The organism is Bradyrhizobium sp. 40 (genome assembly GCF_023100925.1).
Classification (GTDB): Bacteria; Pseudomonadota; Alphaproteobacteria; order Rhizobiales; family Xanthobacteraceae; genus Bradyrhizobium.
The window spans coordinates 1,128,127-1,146,324 of sequence record NZ_CP064688.1 but is presented as its reverse complement, the minus strand read 5'-3'; the positions used below and the strand labels follow the sequence as shown (position 1 = coordinate 1,146,324).

The 18,198-nt window shown below is 63.0% G+C and carries 20 protein-coding genes; 4 read left to right on the top strand and 16 right to left on the bottom strand.

The features are described 5' to 3' along the window. Positions 1–20: 20 nt before the first annotated feature. A complete protein-coding gene (locus IVB40_RS05420) occupies positions 21–782 on the bottom strand; it encodes an HAD family hydrolase (protein ID WP_247818276.1) in 762 nt (253 codons plus the stop codon). A gap of 145 nt (positions 783–927) precedes the next feature. Here IVB40_RS05420 and IVB40_RS05415 point away from each other — a divergent pair, with 145 nt between their 5' ends. Both IVB40_RS05415 and IVB40_RS05410 read left to right on the top strand, forming a co-directional pair. Then, the gene (locus IVB40_RS05415) at positions 928–1,779 is read left to right on the top strand and encodes an SDR family oxidoreductase (protein WP_247818275.1); all 852 of its coding nucleotides are present in this window, start codon (positions 928–930) and stop codon (positions 1,777–1,779) included. A 120-nt stretch (positions 1,780–1,899) separates the two neighbouring features. Continuing rightward, a complete protein-coding gene (locus IVB40_RS05410) occupies positions 1,900–3,165 on the top strand; it encodes a serine hydrolase domain-containing protein (protein WP_247818274.1) in 1,266 nt (421 codons plus the stop codon). A 56-nt stretch (positions 3,166–3,221) separates the two neighbouring features. On the opposite strand, the gene IVB40_RS05405 is transcribed toward IVB40_RS05410, so the two are convergent. Beyond that, positions 3,222–4,109 (bottom strand): dienelactone hydrolase family protein, encoded by an 888-nt coding sequence (locus IVB40_RS05405; protein WP_247818273.1) that lies wholly within the window; start codon positions 4,107–4,109, stop codon positions 3,222–3,224. Positions 4,110–4,221: 112 nt separating this feature from the next. Continuing rightward, positions 4,222–5,511, bottom strand: coding sequence for an MFS transporter (locus IVB40_RS05400; RefSeq protein ID WP_247432829.1), 1,290 nt, complete (start codon positions 5,509–5,511; stop codon positions 4,222–4,224). 425 nt (positions 5,512–5,936) lie between these two features. On the opposite strand from IVB40_RS05400, the gene IVB40_RS05395 reads away from it, so the two are divergent. Next, positions 5,937–6,515 carry a MarR family transcriptional regulator gene (locus IVB40_RS05395; RefSeq protein ID WP_247818272.1) on the top strand — a complete coding sequence of 193 codons (579 nt, stop codon included), beginning with the start codon at positions 5,937–5,939 and terminating at the stop codon, positions 6,513–6,515. Positions 6,516–6,528: 13 nt separating this feature from the next. On the opposite strand, the gene IVB40_RS05390 is transcribed toward IVB40_RS05395, so the two are convergent. Next, on the bottom strand, positions 6,529–7,551 hold the full coding sequence (locus IVB40_RS05390; protein ID WP_247818271.1) for a hypothetical protein: 1,023 nt from the start codon (positions 7,549–7,551) through the stop codon (positions 6,529–6,531). Positions 7,552–8,370: 819 nt separating this feature from the next. Between IVB40_RS05390 and IVB40_RS05385 the strand changes: the two genes are divergently transcribed. After that, positions 8,371–9,141: a response regulator transcription factor gene (locus IVB40_RS05385; RefSeq protein ID WP_007595845.1), complete on the top strand. Its 771-nt coding sequence runs from the start codon at positions 8,371–8,373 to the stop codon at positions 9,139–9,141. Between the two features lie 171 nt (positions 9,142–9,312). Here the strand turns inward: IVB40_RS05385 and IVB40_RS05380 are convergent, their stop codons facing one another. From IVB40_RS05380 to flgK, 12 genes are all read right to left on the bottom strand, one after another. Further along, on the bottom strand, positions 9,313–9,771 hold the full coding sequence (locus IVB40_RS05380) for a hypothetical protein (RefSeq protein WP_018453988.1): 459 nt from the start codon (positions 9,769–9,771) through the stop codon (positions 9,313–9,315). Continuing rightward, positions 9,768–10,280 (bottom strand): flagellar biosynthesis protein FlgN, encoded by a 513-nt coding sequence (locus IVB40_RS05375; RefSeq protein WP_247401342.1) that lies wholly within the window; start codon positions 10,278–10,280, stop codon positions 9,768–9,770. Before IVB40_RS05375 ends, IVB40_RS05380 begins: the two co-directional genes overlap by 4 nt. Positions 10,281–10,322: 42 nt before the next feature. Beyond that, complete coding sequence (locus IVB40_RS05370) at positions 10,323–10,808, bottom strand: rod-binding protein (RefSeq protein ID WP_027570499.1); 486 nt, start codon at positions 10,806–10,808, stop codon at positions 10,323–10,325. Next, positions 10,805–11,224, bottom strand: coding sequence for a hypothetical protein (locus tag IVB40_RS05365; RefSeq protein ID WP_247358375.1), 420 nt, complete (start codon positions 11,222–11,224; stop codon positions 10,805–10,807). The genes IVB40_RS05370 and IVB40_RS05365 overlap by 4 nt, the downstream gene beginning before the upstream one ends. 6 nt (positions 11,225–11,230) lie before the next feature. Then, positions 11,231–11,983: a flagellar biosynthesis protein FliR gene (gene fliR / locus IVB40_RS05360; protein ID WP_247818270.1), complete on the bottom strand. Its 753-nt coding sequence runs from the start codon at positions 11,981–11,983 to the stop codon at positions 11,231–11,233. After that, the gene (gene flhA, locus IVB40_RS05355) at positions 11,980–14,061 is read right to left on the bottom strand and encodes a flagellar biosynthesis protein FlhA (RefSeq protein ID WP_007613922.1); all 2,082 of its coding nucleotides are present in this window, start codon (positions 14,059–14,061) and stop codon (positions 11,980–11,982) included. The genes fliR and flhA overlap by 4 nt, the downstream gene beginning before the upstream one ends. A gap of 91 nt (positions 14,062–14,152) precedes the next feature. After that, positions 14,153–14,419 (bottom strand): flagellar biosynthesis protein FliQ, encoded by a 267-nt coding sequence (fliQ, locus tag IVB40_RS05350; protein WP_247818269.1) that lies wholly within the window; start codon positions 14,417–14,419, stop codon positions 14,153–14,155. Continuing rightward, the gene (gene flgD / locus IVB40_RS05345; protein ID WP_027570495.1) at positions 14,416–14,832 is read right to left on the bottom strand and encodes a flagellar hook assembly protein FlgD; all 417 of its coding nucleotides are present in this window, start codon (positions 14,830–14,832) and stop codon (positions 14,416–14,418) included. The genes fliQ and flgD overlap by 4 nt, the downstream gene beginning before the upstream one ends. A gap of 14 nt (positions 14,833–14,846) precedes the next feature. Continuing rightward, entirely contained in the window at positions 14,847–15,257 is a 411-nt protein-coding gene (gene flbT / locus IVB40_RS05340; protein WP_027519845.1) for a flagellar biosynthesis repressor FlbT, read from the bottom strand. Continuing rightward, a complete protein-coding gene (gene flaF / locus IVB40_RS05335; protein ID WP_027570494.1) occupies positions 15,257–15,601 on the bottom strand; it encodes a flagellar biosynthesis regulator FlaF in 345 nt (114 codons plus the stop codon). The genes flbT and flaF overlap by 1 nt, the downstream gene beginning before the upstream one ends. 67 nt (positions 15,602–15,668) lie before the next feature. Further along, the gene (locus IVB40_RS05330) at positions 15,669–16,715 is read right to left on the bottom strand and encodes a flagellar hook-associated family protein (RefSeq protein ID WP_027570493.1); all 1,047 of its coding nucleotides are present in this window, start codon (positions 16,713–16,715) and stop codon (positions 15,669–15,671) included. Between the two features lie 3 nt (positions 16,716–16,718). Further along, positions 16,719–18,197 carry a flagellar hook-associated protein FlgK gene (gene flgK / locus IVB40_RS05325; RefSeq protein ID WP_247818268.1) on the bottom strand — a complete coding sequence of 493 codons (1,479 nt, stop codon included), beginning with the start codon at positions 18,195–18,197 and terminating at the stop codon, positions 16,719–16,721. Between the last annotated feature and the right edge of the window lies 1 nt (position 18,198).

Below are 18,198 nucleotides of genomic sequence, written 5' to 3'. Positions count from 1 at the left end.
CGCCGGCCCGCAGGCACATTCTACTGTGCATGGGGTTGTTTTTCAGTTTTTTTGTTTTGGCGCCTCACCCCGAGCCCAGACAGGTCATCCAGCACGACCCGCGCCTGGCTAAAATTGTCGTCCCGGAAGAACATGCTTCTGGTGATGAGCACGGGAATGTTCGCCCGCGCGGCTGCGATCAGCCCGTTGGCGGAATCCTCGATCGCGACGCAGTCGGACGCGTTGAGCTTCAGCCGCGCCAGGGTCTCGACATAGACATCCGGCGCAGGCTTTTTGTGCCGCACGTCATCCCCGGCGACGATCGCATCAAAATCCGCGGCCCAGCCCGTTCCCAGCGCCCGCGACAGCAGCGCGTCGATGTTGGCGTGCGACGTGGTCGTCGCGATCGCGAGCCGCTGGCCGCGCGCCTTGGCAGCAGCGAGCAGATCCGTCACCCCGGGCCGCAAGGGGCACCAGCCGGTCTCGACCAGTTCGGCATAATGCGCGGTCTTGATGCGGTGGAGTTCCGCGATCTCCACATCTGACAATGGCGCGGCAATCCTCAGCCTTTCGTGGTGGGCGCGGATCCGTTCCTTGCCGCCCGTGACCCGCAGCAGGTCCTTGTAGACGCCCCGGTCCCATTGCCAGTCGAGACCGTGGCGGGCGAAGGCATGGTTGAAGGCCTGCCGATGCAGCTCTTCGGTCTCAGCCAAGGTACCGTCGACGTCGAAGATCAGCGCGGCGGCGCGGCGGATCAGCTCGGCGGCGTCACATGGCCTTATGGCGGGCGCTTCTGCCTGCATGATCTATACGTCCCTCCCGACGAGCGACCATCGCCTGCACAGGCGGGCGAGACAAATTGCAATATCTTTTGCCGGACCCAAAAATCTCTTATGAGCGGAGGCGCGCTGCGGCGCGAACGGGAACTCCGACCTGCAAGGAAGATGTATGCGTCTCTTTATCCTTGGCCTCGGCTACAGTGCGCAGCACTTCGTCCGCCTGTTCGGTGGCCGCTTCTCGCATATCGCCGGCACGGTGCGCGATCCCGCGCAGCGGGGCGATCTCGCCAACATCGAGGTGCATGCTTTCTCCGGCAGCAGTCCGGCACGCGAGACGATCGAACGCATGAGAGACGCGGATGTCCTGCTCGTTTCGATCCCGCCCGGCAGCGTCGGCGATCCCGCAATCGCGGCCTTCTCCGGCCTGCTGGCGGCGGGCGGCGACCGCAAGATCGTCTATTTGTCCACGATTGGCGTGTATGGTGGTCACGCCGGCGGCTGGGTCGATGAGAGCACGCCGCCGAAGGCGGACCTCGACCGCACGCGCATGCGGGTCGCAGCGGAACAGGCGTGGACCGACACGACCGGTGGCGACGCCGCGATCCTGCGGCTTGCGGGTATCTATGGCCCCGGCCGTAACGCGCTGGTGACGCTGCGCGCTGGAACAGCCCGGCGCATCATCAAGCCGGGACAGGTGTTCAACCGCATCCACGTCGACGACATCGCGAGCGCGATCATGGCCGCGATTCATCACCCGAGCGGCGGCACGTGGAACGTCTGCGACGACGAGCCGGCGCCGCCGCAGGACGTGATCGCTTACGCGGCGAAGCTGATGAATGTTGCACCGCCGCTGGAAGAGCCGTTCGAGACCGCCGAGATGTCGGCGATGGCCCGCAGCTTCTATGCGAGCAGCGCCCGCGTCTCCAACGCGAAAATGAAGCGCGAGCTCGGCGTCACGCTTGCTTATCCGACCTACCGCCACGCCCTCGAGGCGTTGTGGCAAGCGGGGGAACGAGGATAGGGCTCCGGCATTCCCGGCGTCCTAGACATGCCCTGCCCGCGCTTGACTTCGCGCCGGTGCGGTCGTGATCTAATCGCTGAGCGGGCCAATGCATAACGAGCCCGAGCTTGGGAGGATTCCATGAAGAACATCGCCATGATCGCCGCGGCCGCTGCCGCCATCACGTTCGGCGCAGCGCGCGCCGCACCGCTGCCCGAAGCTAGTCCAGACGACGCCGGCTTCTCGAAACAAGGCCTTGCACGGCTCGACAATTTCTTCGCACGTGAGATCGCCGCCAAGCGCGTCCCCGGCGCGGTCGTCGCGATCGCCCGTGACGGCAAGCTCGTGCACTACAAGGCCTACGGCATGCTGGATCCGGACAAGGGCACGCCGATGCCTATCGACGCGATCTTCGCGCTGGCTTCGATGACCAAGCCGATGGCCGCAGTCGCGGGCCTGACATTGATGGAGCAGGGCAAGCTGCCGCTCCAGGCCAAGCTGTCCGACTATTATCCCGGCTTTGCCGACATGAAGGTCGGCGTTCAGCAGGCCGACGGTTCATTGAAGCTCGAACCGCAGGCATCACCGATCTTCATTCATGACCTGTACCGACACACGTCCGGCCTGATGTACGGCGGCCGCCCGGACAGCGCGAGCCCGGTGGCACGGCAATATCCGGAAGGCACCGCGCCAGCGATCGAAGGTGACACCCAGGCCTTCATCGATCGCATCACCAAGCTACCGCTGGCGCATCAGCCCTCGACCGAGTTCGAATACGGTTTCTCGATCGACGTGCTCGGCGCCGTCGTCGAGAAGGTGAGCGAGCAGAAGCTCGGCGACTATCTCGCCGCCAACGTCTGGCAGCCGCTCGGCATGAAGGACGCGACCTTCCACCCGACCGACGCACAGCGCCCTCGCCTCGCCCGCCCGTTCGCCAACGATCCGCTGACCGGCAAGCCGCAAGCCATCAAGCTTTTGGACACGCCGACAAAATTCGACTGTGGCGGCGCCTGCTCGTTCGCGACCGTCGGCGACTACATCCGCTTCGGACAGATGCTGCTCAACGGCGGCGACCTTGACGGCCAGCGCATCCTCGGTCCCAGGACCGTGCATCACATGACGACCAATCATCTCGGCCCGGAGATCAAGAACAACGTGGCGAACATCGAGCCGCATCGCGCCGGGTTCGGCTTCGGCCTCTCGGTCGCGGTCCGCACCAGCGAGGGATTGTCGTCGGTCCCCGGCAATCCCGGCGAGTTCACCTGGAACGGCGCGTACGGAACGCAGTTCTTCTGCGACCCCAAGGAGCGTCTCGTGGTCGTGGTGGGAACGGCGGCGCCGGGCGAGCTGCGGAAATATTATCGCGAACAGGTTCAGGACATCGTTTATGGCGCGATGGTGGAGTGAGATCGACGCCTTGAAATAGAAGGGCGGCCGCTCGGGCCGCCCTTCTAAAATCAGCGTCAGCTCAGGACGCCATACTTCTTGAACCAGGCCTGCGCCTGTTTCCAGGCATCTTCTGCGGCGTCCTTGCGGTAGCTGCCGCGGTAGTCGGCATGGAAGCCGTGCGGCGCTTCCGGATAGATCTTGAATTCGGCCGTCTTCTTGTTCTGCTCCAAGGCTGTCTTGAGCTGCTCGACCTGGGCGACGGGAATGCCGGTATCGGCGCCGCCATAGAGGCCGAGCACCGGTGCCTTCATCTCGGGCGCGAGCTGCATCGGGCTCTTCGGCCATAGCGGATTGGCTGGATCGACCGGCGGACCGTAGAAGGCGACGCCGGCCTTGAGGCTGCCGCTGTGAGCGGCATATTCCCAGACGGTGCGTCCGCCGCGGCAGAAGCCGATGATGCCGAGCTTACCGGTGTCGCCGCCTTGCGATCCCGCCCACGTCACCGTCGCATCGAGATCGGACAGCAGCTCGGGGTCCGGCTTGGCATTGACGATCGGCAGCAGGTCCTTGATCTCGGTGATCTTGGTCAAATCGGCACCCTTGCGAAAGTAATAGTCGGGCGCGATCGCGAACGCGCCGAGCTTGCCAAGGCGCCGCGTCACGTCCTTGATGTATTCGTGCAGGCCGAAAATCTCCATCGCCACGATGATCACCGGCGCCTTGGTGTTGCCGGCGGGGCGGGCGAAATACGCAGGCATCTCCTCGGAACCGACCTTGATCTTGACGTCGCCGGTCTGGAGGCCGCTGACATCAGTCGTGATCGCCTCGGCGCGCACGGGCCCGGCCGCAAGCGTGTAGCCGGCCGCGACCGCCGCGGTGGCGCTCATGAATCCGCGGCGCGAGACCGGGGCGACCTTGGTCAGCCCGACGACGTCGGATGTCATGGTGGTTTCGATACTCATCGGTTAATCCTTCCTGATGCGCGGCCTTGATCCTTCAGGCGCGCATTCGCCATTAATTGCCGGTGAAACGCAAATCACCACCCTGCGAGCGCGCCACTTTCGGGGCTTGATTTCAGATCTTGTTCTGACGCTGTTTCACCGGCGCAGTCTCGGGCATGAGGCTCATTGCGCCAAGTCCGACGATCGCCGCAAGCAGCAGGTACCAGGCAGGCGCCAGCGGATTGCCGGTGACGTGGAGGAGCCAGGTGACCACGAGCTGCGCCGTCCCGCCAAAGCTCGCGATCGCGACCGCATAGACGGTCGCGAATACGCCGCCGCGGATGTTCTGGGGCAGCGCCTCGGTGAACGTCGCGTAGAACGCGGTGAACGGCAGCGAGCCGATGACGGACAGGACACCGAAACCAACCAGGAGCGACAACGCGCCGGGCGCATGGACGATCCACAGGAAGGTCGGGTAGGTCAGCAGCAGCGTTGCGAGCTGCGGCCAGATCATCACCGGCTTGCGACCGAGACGATCCGCCAGCCAGCCCCCGACCAGCGCGCCAACGAACTGGATGCCGTTGCTGACCAGCGACACGGTGAAAGCCAGGGTCGACGACACATGCAGCGTATTCTGCGCATAGGTCGTCATATATTGGGTGACGTAGGTCGAGATCGTGCCGCTTGCCAGGATCATCAGCGCAAGTCCGATGATGCCAAGGTGCCGTCTCGCCTGCGAAAGATGACTGGTGTGCTCGACGGTGCCGGCACCGGCTTCGGCCTGCGGGATCGTCTCGGGCAGCGTCCGGCGCATCCAGAAGCCGAACGGCAGGCACACCGCCCCGATCAGAAACGCCACCCGCCAGCCATAGGCGTCGAGCATCTCCGGCGCCATCGTCCTGCTCAGGATGACGCCGACGAGCGCGCCCGCGGTCGCGGCGATCTCCTGGCTGGCCGGCTGCCAGGCCACCACCAGCGCGCGATGCTCGGGCGGAGCGATCTCGATCAGATAGGCGGTGGTCGGTCCAACCTCCCCGCCCAGAGCAAAGCCTTGCGCCATACGCGCCGCGATCACGATGACGGGCGCTGCAAGGCCGATCGTTTGATAGGACGGCGTGAGCGCGATAGTCAGGATCGATAGCCCCATGAGCGCAAAGCTTAGCAGCATGGCAGGCCGCCGGCCGATCCGGTCGGAATAGATCCCAAGCACGATTCCGCCGATCGGCCGCGTCACGAAGCCGGCGCCGAAAGTCGCCAGCGACAGCATCAGGCTGCCGTACTCGCTTCCCGTCGGGAAGAAGGTATGGCCGATCTGGATGGCGAAGAAGCTGTAGGTGATGAAGTCGTAGAATTCGAGCATGTTGCCGACGGTGGCGGCCAATGCTGCGCGCTTGACGCTGAACGGCTTCACTTGCTCGATCACGGACGACACTCTGGCATTCCCGGGCTCGATCCTATTTCGATTTAACCGCCTGGCCGCATTGCAACGCAACATCCATTAACCGCAAACGGTGGTTCCCTCGCGCCCCTTTCCGCCGGCCCGAGTTGCGGCCGATCCGCCTGCTCGCGCGATTCGAAGCGCATCACGCAATAAATGAGCTTTGCGGTGGTCGCAACGACACATCATGTTGCACGCACATCCCACGCTATCGGAATTTGCGCATACTCCGCGGTCATTTGACTGAAATTTTCAGAAGAGTTGAGCCGGGCGATTTACTCGAACTTTGTTCGCGACGCTCTAGTTCCACGACCGGAAGGTTCCACCTCTTTGGGGATCCTCCTTATCCGCGGCCCGGATTGCGCTACCAAAAGCTCAATTGAATTAAGATTTACCGACCTGGAATTGAAATGAACTTGGCTCGCGAATCGATTGAACTGCTGGAACAGGTCGCCCGGATCCTGTGGTTCGAAGGCACCAAGCACGGCTTGCGTGACCGCGAGTGGATGGCACTGCGTTTCCTTTCCCGCGCCAACCGGTTTTCCAGGACGCCGTCGGCGCTCGCGAGTTACGTCGGCACCACGCGTGGTACCGCCTCGTTCATCATCGGCGAGCTGGAGCGGCTCGGATATCTCGAGCGAAAGCGCTCGGCCCAGGACAAGCGGTCGGTGATGCTGAGCGTGACACAACAGGGCAAGAAGTTCCTGGTGCGCGACCCCGTCAACGTCCTCGTCGAGGCCATCGCCGTGCTCGAGGGCGAGGCGAAGGTCAACTTCCGCGACGCGCTCCGCCACGTGCTGGATCAGTCGGACGCGGCCGAACAGCGGCACCATACCGACGTCTGCAAGCGATGCATCTTCCTCCGCGAAGATCGCACCACCACGGACAGCAGGGCGACGGCCGAGTTCAGCTGCCGCCTGTTTCGGGCGCCGATCGCGGAGGCGGAGGTCGATCTGCTATGCACCAGCTTCGAGCATCACCGCAAATAGAAGTGGCCCTCGATCAGGGCGTGGCCTTGCGTGACGAATAGATGACGCCCCCGCTGGACTCGACCACCAGACGTCCGTTCTCGTTTTTGATCTCCTCGATACGGCCAAGGCCGGGCACCTGCTGTCCCAACACCGCCTCGACGACGCCGTTCGGGCCTTGCAGGATCGCAATCCCCTCATAGGCCTGGCGGACCGACCAGCCCTTGACCGTCATGCGCGGCGCCGAGATGCGCTCGGACGGTGCTACCGATCCCGTGATCTCGGGCGTAGCGGCCGAGGCCATCATTGGCATTGGCTGTGTGGCGACGGGCGCCGGAGCCTGGGCCTGCACCTGGGCAAGCTTGTCGAGCTTCACCGTAGAGGACGAGCTCACCCGTTCGATGCGATCCAGATTTTCGCCAAACCGGCCAAAACGGTCATTGGTCGCCTTGCTCGATTGATCGACCGCGGTGCGCAGGCCGTCGAGATTGTCGGACACGCCCGACACCTGCCTGCGCAGTTGCGCCACCGTCTCGCGCAGGTTCCTGATCTCAGTGTTGGCCGCGACGTTGCTCTGGGCAGGCTGCATGGTGAGATAGGCGATCACGCCGGTGCAGGCACAGACGACCAGGATCGCAGCGACCGCCAATGTCGCGAGCGGCACGACCCATGTCGGGCGCGGCGGCGGCGGTTTGGCCACGATCACGGCCGGCTTGATCACGATGGGCGTAGGCTTGGAGATTGCCATCTTGTCGAGGCGCGCCTTGGCGCGAATACGCTTCAGACCCTCGAGCGCCTCTTTCGCCAGAGTTTCATCGCTCGCTGCTGCCGACGCAGGCTTGGTGCTCGCAGCGGGCTTGGTATTCGCGGCAGGCTTGGTATTTGCAGTGGGCTTGGTATTTGCAGTGGGCTTGGTATTTGCAAAAGACTGGGTATTTGCAAAAGGCTTGGCCGTCGGCGCCGCATTGTCTCTGGCATCACGCGTCTCCGCAGCCGGTTTCGCCGCTGCGGAAACATCGGCGGTCGCGTTGGGACGAGCTTGTCCATCGGACAACATGCGAGAATGCTCCGTTCGGTTCGATCTGTCGAACGGTGACATTATTTGCCGAAGCTTGCCTGAAACGTACGCATCGAAAACTTTTCATCACGCGCGATGCGACGTCACATGAGTCAAACGCGTCACGCACGTGGCGAGAGTGCGACTCGAAAGACACACCCTCGCCAAGATTTCGCCAAGCTGGAGTCGCCTCGCCATACATGAGTCGAATTGTCGCATGTGGGCAGACGATGACGAGAGTCAATCCCGGGTTGAAAACCCACCGATGTGCGTTAAGCGCAGCACCACCCAAAATGTCTGTAATCATACGGGGATGCGGAACTTTAGAACCGCCAGGGTGCAAAACTAGTTCGAATTCCAAATCAACTGATGCGATTGAATATACAAAGAAACAACTCGAACCAAACCAACAGCATCAAGCACGTGTAGCAAACGCTTAGTTGCGCACGCTTGATCGGAAATCGGCAATTGTTACGGTCCTACTCAAGTGATTCTCGCCAGTTGGCGAGGGGATTGACACAGTACAGTAGCGTTCGGATGCAATGAGCAACTTGGCGCAACTGTTCTAGGTCGCTTTCTCAATCCGCTCCGCGAGGTGATCCGCAAGACACCCGCCGAGCCTCACGCAGTAAGCGTTCAGTATCGAGTCGAAGTAGCAGGCCTGCGAGACGCAGGCACTGAATGCGTAGGGCTGCCCGCGAATATCGAAACCATAATAACGGTTCGCGGGATGGAATATCGTCAAACAGCACAGTTGCCGAGCCGGGCATCACAACAAACAACCGGCCGAAACAAGTGCGAAACAGGGGCGAAAAACTGATGTATATTATCGTTGATGATCGCGAGAGCGTCACGAACAGCTATGTCGGAGGGCTCGTTCGCGAAGGTGTATCGTCGATCGGCTTCTCCTCCGGAGAATTCTGGGACTGGCTGCAATCTGCGAGTGAATCGGATCTGGCCGCGGTGGACGCCTTCCTCCTCGGGGATTGCGACACCCGCGGAAGCCTGCCGCGGGCGATGCGCAAGCGCTCCTCGGCCCCTATCATCGCCATGAGCGGCCAGAAGATGCTCAAGAACACGCTGGAGCTCTTCGAGTCGGGCGTCGATGACGTCGTCCACGTGCCGATTCACCTCCGCGAGATCCTCGCCCGAACGGCCGCGATTGCGCGCCGCCGGGTCGGGGAACTGCCGAGGCCCTGCGAGACCAGGATCCAGGTCTTCTTCAACGGACGTGACCCCGAGATCGCTGGCCACGCCCTCACCCTGCCCCGCCGCGAACTGCGCATTCTCGAATATATGGTCAGCAACCACGGCAAGTGGGTCACCAAGACGCAGATCTTCAACGCGGTCTATGGCATCTTCGAAGCGACATTCGACGAGAGCGTGATCGAGAGCCACGTCAGCAAACTGCGCAAGAAGCTCCGCGACCGCCTCGGCTTCGATGCGATCGTGGCCCGACGTTACGTCGGATACCGCCTCGACATCCCGGCCGGCGAGACCATCGACGTGCCGATGCAGGAGCTCGACGAAGTCGGCATTCTGCTGAACAGGGCGCATACCGCCCCAGTGGCGTATCCGGCCGGAAACTGATCGGCAGGGCGCTGCCACGAAACCGACAACGGCCTCTGCGAACCACCTTCGCAGAAGCCGTTGTAGTTTCTGACGTCAACGGCGAATAGAGCGCGGCAGTACCGGCGCTGCGGCTCGCGTGTAAGTATATTCTAGAGGCTCGCTTCTGATTCAATCAGAACCGGTAATGCCCTAGGGCTTCTGCTGGAATTCTTCCTTCGACACGTAATTGAAGTCCTCGACAAGGACGTCCTGGACGACTTCGGCCTGCATTCGCTCGTTGACACGCTGCTTGATGGCCGTCGTGAGGATGGAGAGGTCGTAACGGGCGAGTTTTCTGAAATCGAGGCGGTCGTCGGCATAGATCCTGCGGAAGGCTTCATCGACGACGAACGGCTCGGGCGGAACGTTGAGCTGGTGCATGGTCCGCGCCTCTACGGTATAGACGAAGCGCGCGACGATGTAGCCCTGCACGTTGCCACTCTCGACCATCGGCACGCTCAGCGCCCGCGTCTTCTGGTACTGCAGCCCGTCAAGATATTCGTCCTTTGCCGGCAGCAGGCTGCCATTTTCCTTCCAATAGGCCACGGCATAGCTCGTTCCCGCGGTGAGGATGCATACCCAGAGCCCGGCCAGCACGAGTCTGATCATTTTGCGTCCTGTGCTGCGCGACCGGTATAGGTGCCGTCCGACTCGGCGTCCTTGATGGCCTTGACGATGATGGTCGCAACCTCGCGCACCGCATCGTAATGCATTTCGAGGATGGAACGGTTTCGCTCGAGCTTCTCGCGCAGCCGCTGGACCTCCTCGGTGATCTCGACCTCGCCGCCGAGGTGCATTCGTGCCCGCATCAGGCGGACGAATTCCAGCATGCTCCGGCTCTTCCGGGCGCTGAACTCGTCGAAGTCGATCTTCTTGCCCGTCGCGAGCGCAGCCGTCTCCTCTTCGACGATGCCTTCGAGCCGGCGGATCGCAGCCAACAGGCCACGCACCTCGTCCGATCTCGCCGCCTCCGCACCGTCGTTCGCCACCTCGCCACCGACATTCGGCAGCAGCACGGGCAACAGGGCATCCCCCGACATGGCCGCCGTCGTCATCGCCTCGGTGTCCACGGCCGGCTGCTCCATCACCATGGCCGCCGCGCCTTCTTGTGCCTGCATAGGAAATTCACCCTTCAACTTCTGTCACCCATTCCTGAATCATCATCCGGCCTTGCCCGTAGCGTCCGGTCCCGCCGGATGCGCGGCAGCAAGCTGCTTGGCAATGCCGATGCCCTTGCCCTTTGCCAACTGCGCACCAAGTTGCTCCGCCAGCATCGACTTCCAGACGCCGCCCGCCGTGCCCTTCCCGAAGACCTCCTCGGACTCCTTCGGCAGCATCGTCTCGACGAAGGTCTGGAGGATGAAGGCCTCGAACTTGCGGTACACCTCGCCGGATGCCGGCGCCTTGATCACCTGCACCGGCGCCCCGTTCACCGCGCCCGACTGCGGTTCCGAAACCTTCGTCGCGGATTGATCGGCAGCAGCCGTCTTGGCCTTCGCCTTGCCGACCTCCGCGTCCATCGTGGCGGCGAAATCCGCGTCCGATGATTTCAACGCGTCGAGCTTCGCGGTGGCCGCGCGCTGCGTCACGGGATCGGCAGCATCGAGGACGTCGAGAACGAGGTCGGGTGTCGCTGTCACGATCATGTCTTGGTCCGATTGGCTTGCCGTGGCGTCCACTCGCGCACGGTGAGGCTTGTTCCCGTCATTTCCTCGAGCGATCGCTTCTCGGCGTCGCGAAGCTTGTCCGCGAGCGCCGCCTTCGCGACCTGCTCGAACTGCTTCACACGGCGGCTCTCCGCGCGAACCTGGTCGAGCTGCTGCGAGGCCTGCGCCTGAACCGCGCGCGCGCCGACGCTGGTTCTGGTCAGACGCCGCGCGACCGATTCGCTCGATGATCCCGCTGGCGGCTTGCCCTCGTTGAGAGTTCCGACCAGCCATTCCTGTTCATCCTGCAAGCTGCGCTCCTGCTGCCGCAGATGCGCGAGCTGCCACTCTGACAGCCGGAGCTGGAGCTTCACGAGCGAGACCATCCGGCCGAGCTTGTCCGCGCGCGACGTCATGGCCGATCACTCCGCCAGCCACGAGGAGACGCCAAGCATGAATTGCGTCAAGAGCTCGTCGCTGGTGAGGTAGAGCAGCAGGAAGCCACCGAACAGCACGAACGGTACCGAGATGAAATAGACCGGAATCGCCGGCGTCAGCTTGTTGATCAGGCCGACCGCCAGGTTGACGACGACCGAATAGACGATGAAAGGGCTGGCGATCCGCAGCGTCAGCACGAATGCCTCCGACAGCCTTCCGACGAGCTGGTCGAGCGGCATGCTGCCGCCGAGCCGGTCGCCGGGACGCCAGACGTCGTAGGAGTTCATCAGGCCGCGCAGGACCTGCCAGTGCTGGTCGGTCATGAAGAACAGCGTGGTGACGGACGTCATGATCAGCGGCACCAGGGCCGGCGCCGGATCGGTGTCGCCGACCGGCGTCCCCGGGATGTTGCTCAGCCCGATTGCGCTGGCCATCACGGTGGCCATGGTCTGGAGTGCGAGAAAGAACACGCGACCGCCGAGCCCGATGACGCTGCCGACCACGAGCTCGGAACAGATCAGCAGCACGAGGGTCAGCGGCGCCGCATTGTCCGTGAGAGGTTTCAGGACGGCGATCAGGATCGGCGTCAGCGCAAACGTCGTGACGAGCGCGACGAACAAGCGGACCTGGGCCGGAACGTTGACGCTGGAATAGCCGGGCACCAGCATCAGGCAGGCACCGATGCGGCAGAACACGATGAACGTCACCAGCACACTATCGGTGAGGCCGCTGATCACGATATGGCTCCGAGGGCCCTGATCTCGGTGCTGCGCGCGACTTCGACATGCGACAGGATCGGCAGTGTCGGAAAGACCCGCTCCAGGATCATCCGGACGTAGGGACGCGCTTCGGGGGTCACCGCCAGCACCACGCTGGTGCCGTTCTCGGTGAACTTGCGGATCGCGGCGCTGGCTTCGGTCGCAAACTGCTCGATCAGGCGCGGATCGGCGTCGAATTCGACGACGTCGCCCTTGGCGTCGCGCTTCAGGCTCTGGTGGAACGCGAGATCCCAACGGTTGCCGAGACGGACCACGTTGAGCACGCCGTTGTCGGAGAGATCGCCGCAAATCTGCTGGGCAAGACGTGTACGCACATGCTCTGCCACCTGCTCGGAGCGCCGCACATGGGGCGCGATCTCGGCGATGGCTTCGAGGATCAGATGAAGGTTGCGGATCGACACGCGCTCGGCCAGCAGGATCTTCAGGATCGCCAGCAGCCCCGAATACGATATCTGCGACGGGCAGAGATCCTCGACCAGGCGCTTGTATTCGGGATCGAGCCGGTCGAGCAGGCCGCGCATGTCCTTGTAGGACAGGAGCTGGGCGAGGTTGGCCCTGATCACTTCGCTCAGATGCGTGAGCAGCACCGAGAGATTGTCGACCGGCTTGCAGCCCTGGCGCTTGACCTCGTCGGTGAACGCGTCCGTCACCCACAGCGCCTTCATGCCGAAGGCCGGCTCGATCACCTCTTCGCCGGGAACGTCGGGCTTGCCATCCTTGTCGACGAGCACCAGCACTTCGCCAAGCCTGAGCTCGCCCTGGGCGACGCGGGTGTCGTGGATCCGGATCTGGTATCCCTTGGGATCGATCGACAAATTGTCGGTGAGCTTGATCTCGGGAACCACGAAGCCGTACTGCTTGGCGAACTTCTTGCGTATCTTGGCCACGCGGTGCGCCAGCTCGTTGCGCGAGCCCAGTAGATGGACCGAGAGGTGGCCCCCGAGCGCCAGCTCGATCTCCGCGGTCTTGAGCGATTCCTTGACGGACTCCTTGGCATCGACCTGGGCGCGTTCGTCGGCCTTGCGAGCATCTTCCTTCTGCTTCAGGGCTGCCTGCCGCCTCGGCAGCGAGTATCCGACGAAAGCCATGACGCCGCCGAGCAGCAGGAAGGGCGCCGTCGGCAGCCCCGGCATCAAGGCGAGCACGAACATCATCAGCGCGGCGGCCGACACCGCGCGCGGATAGCCGCCGAGCTGCCGCAACACCGCCTGCTCGGCCGAACCTCTGGTGCCGCCCTTCGAGACGAGCAGGCCCGCCGACAGCGACACGATCAGCGCGGGCATCTGCGTTACCAGACCGTCGCCCACGGAGAGCTTGGTGTAAACGTCGGCGGCGCGTGCCAGCGTCAATCCGTGATGCGTAACGCCGATGATGATACCGCCGAAAATGTTGATCGCGGTGATGATCAGGCCGGCGACGGCGTCGCCGCGGACGAATTTCGAGGCACCGTCCATGGCGCCGAAGAACGCGCTCTCCTCTTCCAGCTCGCGGCGCCGGCGCTGGGCTTCCTTATCGTCGATCAGGCCCGCGGACAGATCCGCGTCGATCGCCATCTGCTTGCCGGGGATCGCATCCAGAGTGAAACGGGCGCCGACTTCGGCGATACGCGTTGCGCCCTTCGTGATCACGACGAAGTTCACCGTGACCAGAATCGCGAAGATGATCAGGCCGATGACGAAGTCGCCGCCCATGACGAACTTCGAGAAACCGGCAACGACATGGCCCGCGGCGTTTTCCCCCTCCCCGCCGCGCGACAGGATGAGACGGGTCGTTGCGACGTTGAGCGCAAGCCGCAGGATCGTCGCGATCAGGAGCACGGTCGGGAAGGCCGAGAAATCGAGCGGCCGCTGGATCCACAGCGCGACCATCAGGATCAGCGCCGACAGCGCGATCGAGAATGCGAGGCCGAGATCGATCAGGATCGGCGGTATGGGCAGGAACAGGATCGTGAGCATGGCCACGATGCCGCCTGCGAAAAAGGCGTCGGCGCCCAATCGTCGCGGGGTCGGCAGGCTAGCAGCTAACGTATCCGTCATGGGTCACCGGCAGAGGATCCGGCCCGTAATCTGCCGTGCAAAGCTTACGCGGGGGTGGTGGCAGGGGCAGAGGCGGCCGGGACCGCCCGGATCAGAAGCCGCGCTCGATGTGCGAATAGACCATCTCGGTGAAGGTGGAGAGATGGGCTCCGATGAAGGAGCCGGACATGGCAACGACCACGAGAATGACGATGATCTTCGGAACGAAGGTCAGCGTCACCTCCTGGATCTGGGTCAGCGCCTGGATCAGCGCGATGATGGTGCCGACCAGCATCGCGGCACCGACGGCAGGCCCGGAGGCGACGATGATGGTCCAGATCGCCGCCTGGACGATGTCGAGGGCATCCCGTTCGTTCATGACTGGCTGATCGTGAGACCGGGGCCGATCGCGACTTTCGTACCGTTCTCGAGTGTCGCGATGGAGCCGTCGCTGTTGATGGAGACCGAAGCGACCTTGCCGCTGAAGCTTGCTCCGGTCGAGTCCGTGAAGCTGACGGTCTTTCCGATCAGTCCATTGGCCTGCGACAGCGACTGCGAAGACAGCAGAGCGTCGAGCTTGGTATTGGTCTGCATCGCCTGCTCGACCGACGAGAGCTGCGCAAACTGGCTCATATATTGCGAGGTGTCCATCGGATTGGTCGGATCCTGATTCTTCATCTCCGCGACGAGGAGCTGAAGAAACGTGTTGTAGTCGACGCCGGTGCTCGACGTCGTCGAGCTGGTCGAACTGGACGACTTGCTGGTGCTATCGGTCGCGCTGGTGACGTTCATGTCGCTCTCCGCTGTCAGGCAGCCTCGAATGGGGAATCGATCTTGGCGCCGGCCAGGATGGCCTGCTCCACCGGAAACAGTGCTCGGATCCGCTTGAGCGCCTCGAAGTAACGGCTCGCCCCGACCAGGTCGTCGACCGCACCAAGCCCGACCAGCATCTCCTGGCTCTCGCACACGGCGAGCAGGGCCGCGTGATGCTGCCCATAGAGAGCCGAAGCGTCCCGAACGTCGGTCGGATTCATCAGCATGAGCTGGACGATGAAATAGAGCTGCCGCAGCGCCGTTGTGGCGTCGGAGGCCTGCATGATCTGCCCTTCGAGCAGGAACATCACGTCATTGACGAGTTCGACGGAGACCTTACGGTCCACGCGCAGCACGGCGCCGTTGATGTAGACCCGTTCGCCCGCACGCAAGGATATCTTCATCAAAGTGCGTCTCGGATCAGGCGGTTGATTTCGATGAGCTGGATCACGTCGTTCGACTTTTCTTCGCGAAGGCGATCGGCTTCCTTGACCACCCAAAGCCCGATCGAGATGATGTCCGCGCGCAGCTTTTCCGGAAGCCCGTTTTCCGGATGCGCGAGATCCTCGATGAAGATCGTCCACAGCCGCCGCACATAGAGCAGGCTCTCGACCAGATCCTCGAGGCTGAAGCGGTCCTCCTGGATCCGCTCGAGCCGGTCGATGCCGAGGCTGAGCGCCTGCCGCTCGCGGCCCCGCGCCTCATAGCCGCTCTCGTCGACGACCGATTCATAGGCTTCAAACGTCATCAGGACAACTCTGCGCAGGAGACCGAACAACAAGACAAGGGTTACGCGCCTTACGAAGGAGCTGGACTCAGAGATAGTTGATGAGGCTGATCTTCTGGAGTTGCGAGGTGAGCGCAAGCGCCGTCTGGATCTGCGTCTGCAAGGTGTTGACCCTGACGGAGGCTTCCGTCGGGTCCACCTTCTCTATACCGACGATCTGATTGTTCAGAATGTCCTGCTGCGTCTTCAGCTTGTCGGTTGCAGAGGTGATCCGCTGCTGGACCGTGCCGATGTCGCCGCCGAGGGTCGCAAGGTCAGTGATGGCGTTCCCGACAAGGCCGATGGCCTTGTCCACGACGACTTGGAACGTCGCTTGGTCCAGGTTCGCGTTCCCGAGATCCGCCATCATGGTGTAGGCCTCGGCGAGCTTGCGGAACCCTGTCTGATTGGCGCTGACGGAGGTATCGGCGATCTCGGTCGTCGAGATACGGCTCTGCATCACCTGATCGGTCGCCGATGACCAATTGGTGTTCCAGGCCGGGCTCGCGAACTCGGCATCGAAGGTAGTGTCGAGGAAGGTCTGCATCTGGGCCGGGGTGATGGTGTTCACGCTGGGCGATGATTGCGAGAAGCCGAAGGTCGCAAGGAAGTCGGCATCGACCTGGTTCTTGCTGGCCGAGCCCGCGGTGTAGGCCGTGATCGGCGTGTTCTGCGTGTTGATGCCCGCGAAGAGAGACGAGCCGTTATAGGAGACGTTCAGCGCGCCAATCAGATCCTGGAGGTTGGAGGACGCAGGCGGCAGGATGATCCGCCCGCCGCCGTCGGTACTGCGAGCCGCGATCAGGTCCTTGAGGAAATCCGTTGCGGTCGAACCAAGCTGGGTGATCCGGCTCTGCGTGATGTCCAGGCGTCCCGAGACCAGCCCGTTGGTATCGACGAGCTGATCGGCAAAGCTTAGGTCCGCCCGCAGGGTGACGTCGCCTCCCGTCGTGGCGCCAAGCTCGAGGCCGACATCGGCGAAGCGGCCGGTGGTGGCTTCCTTCGAGGCCTTGGCCAGCGCGGCCTGATTGTTGGTGATCGAGGACCTCAACGACGAAGACAGCATCAAGGTCGAGATGTAGTTCGCGCTCATCATGACTTAATTTCCCACGGCAGCCAGCAGGCTCTGCAACATTTCGTCGACGGTCGAGATGATCTTCGACGAGGCCGAATAGGTGCGTTCGACCTGGAGCATCAACGACATCTCGTCGTCCATGTTGACGCCGCTGACGTTCGACAGCGCCGCGGTGCTGCGGTCGAGCAACGTTTTCTGGTAGGTGACGTTAGAGTCGGCGGTCTTGCGCTGGTTTTCGATCCAGCTCGTCGAGGACGACGCGAAGTCGATCAAGCTGCCGTTCGGCTTGCCTTGCGTGGTTGCATCGAACGGCTGCGACGCATCCATGGCGCCAATGAGCTGCTGCAGCCGGGCCGAGTAACCGCCATTGCCGACGGTATTGTATTGGTATGCGACGTTGCCGCTGATCGCACCGTCGCGCAGCAGATTGGGATTGCCGCCCTGGGCCGGATCGACCGATGCAGCAACGGAAATCGTACCAGCGAGGCCCACCAAGACGGTGGCGCTCGCCGGCATCGCCGGCGCGCCGGGATAGGTGAAGAGACCGGGGACGTTGGGCAGCGTCGGAACAGGCGACTGGTCACTTTCCTTGAAGGCATCGACCAGGCCGCGCGCGATTTCGTCGAGCTGGCTCTGGTAAGTAACGGTATCATTGTCGCGCAGCTGCGCGAGGCCAGCAAGCTTGCCGGACTTGAGCGGCATCACGGAATTGGCGCCGGTTACCGGAACGCCGTCGATATAGACGGCATTGCCGGTGGTGCCGGCCGTATAGGCGTTCCTCGGCGCAAAGCTCACCGTTCGCGCTATCTTGTCGAACAGCACGACGCCGCTGTCGGTATAGAGCGCCGCGTCCCCGTTAGGACGGAGCGACATCGACACTCCGACCTCCTGTGACATCTGCGAGACGATGCTGTCGCGCTGGTCGAGGTAGTCGGTGATGTCGTCGCCGGAGATCGTCCCCTTCACGATCGCGGTGTTGACGGTCTGGAACTGGGAGAGCAACCGATTGATGTTTTGAACCGACGTTTGCATGTCGGCATCCGCGCCCTCACGGACCGTCTGCACGGTTTGGGTCGCCTGGTTGAGCGCGATCGCCATGTCCTTGGCGGACGTCACCGCTGCCTGCGCCAGCGTGGTGTTGTCCGGGGCGTTGGCATATTGCTGGAGCGCCTTCTTCAGCGCGTTGAGCTGCGCCGTCGGCGACTGGTCGAGTTCCGGATCGTCCACCGTGGCAGATGCGATCTTCTGGAGACCGTCAAGGATCGCGCTCTGCTTGGCCGACGTCGAGGTTGCGGTCAAGACATTGTCGTAGAGCCCCGAGCTGGCGGCGCGCTGGATCGCCGCCACGTAAACGCCGGCCCCGGGGAGATTGTCCAATACGGCGATCTTGCGCGAATAGCCGGCGGCACTGGCACCGGCGATGTTGCGCGAGATCGTCGACGACTGGATGCCCGACGCCATGAGCGATGCGCGAGCGGAGTCGAGAGCAGCGGTAAGGGACATG